The sequence below is a fragment of the Haloferax profundi genome, from assembly GCF_001469865.1.
In the GTDB taxonomy this organism is placed as follows: domain Archaea; phylum Halobacteriota; class Halobacteria; order Halobacteriales; family Haloferacaceae; genus Haloferax; species Haloferax profundi.
On sequence record NZ_LOPV01000137.1, the window covers coordinates 1 to 391 of the forward strand.

Sequence of the window (391 nt, forward strand, 5' to 3'; positions counted from 1 at the left end):
GACGGGGGACGCCTCGGTCGAGAAGCGTGAAACCGACGAACGCCTCGTCGACTCCAGCTTCCTTCTGGCGTTCGAGGGCGTCGCGGCCCACGAACTCGGTGTCTCTCTTGACGACGAAGCCGATACCGGCCTCGTAGGGGGTCCGGGGTTCGTCTTCGGGGTCGAAGTCTTGCCCGGAGAGCAGATACCCCATCTCCATCCGGAGGGTGTCGCGGGACCCGAGTCCACAGGGTGTCGCGTCGAGCGACGACCAGACTGTCTCGGCGTCGTCCCACGGACAGAGGACTTCGAAGCCGTCTTCGCCGGTGTAGCCCGTGCGGGCGACCCAGCACTCGACGCCTGCCACGTCGGCGAACGTCGCTTGGAACTTCGACAGGTCGCCGAGGCCCGC

1 pseudogene is annotated in these 391 nt (G+C 67.0%); it reads right to left on the minus strand.

Features of this window, described 5'->3' with window-relative positions:
* Positions 1-391, minus strand: a pseudogene (locus tag AUR66_RS07035) (glycine cleavage system aminomethyltransferase GcvT); the annotation flags it as partial.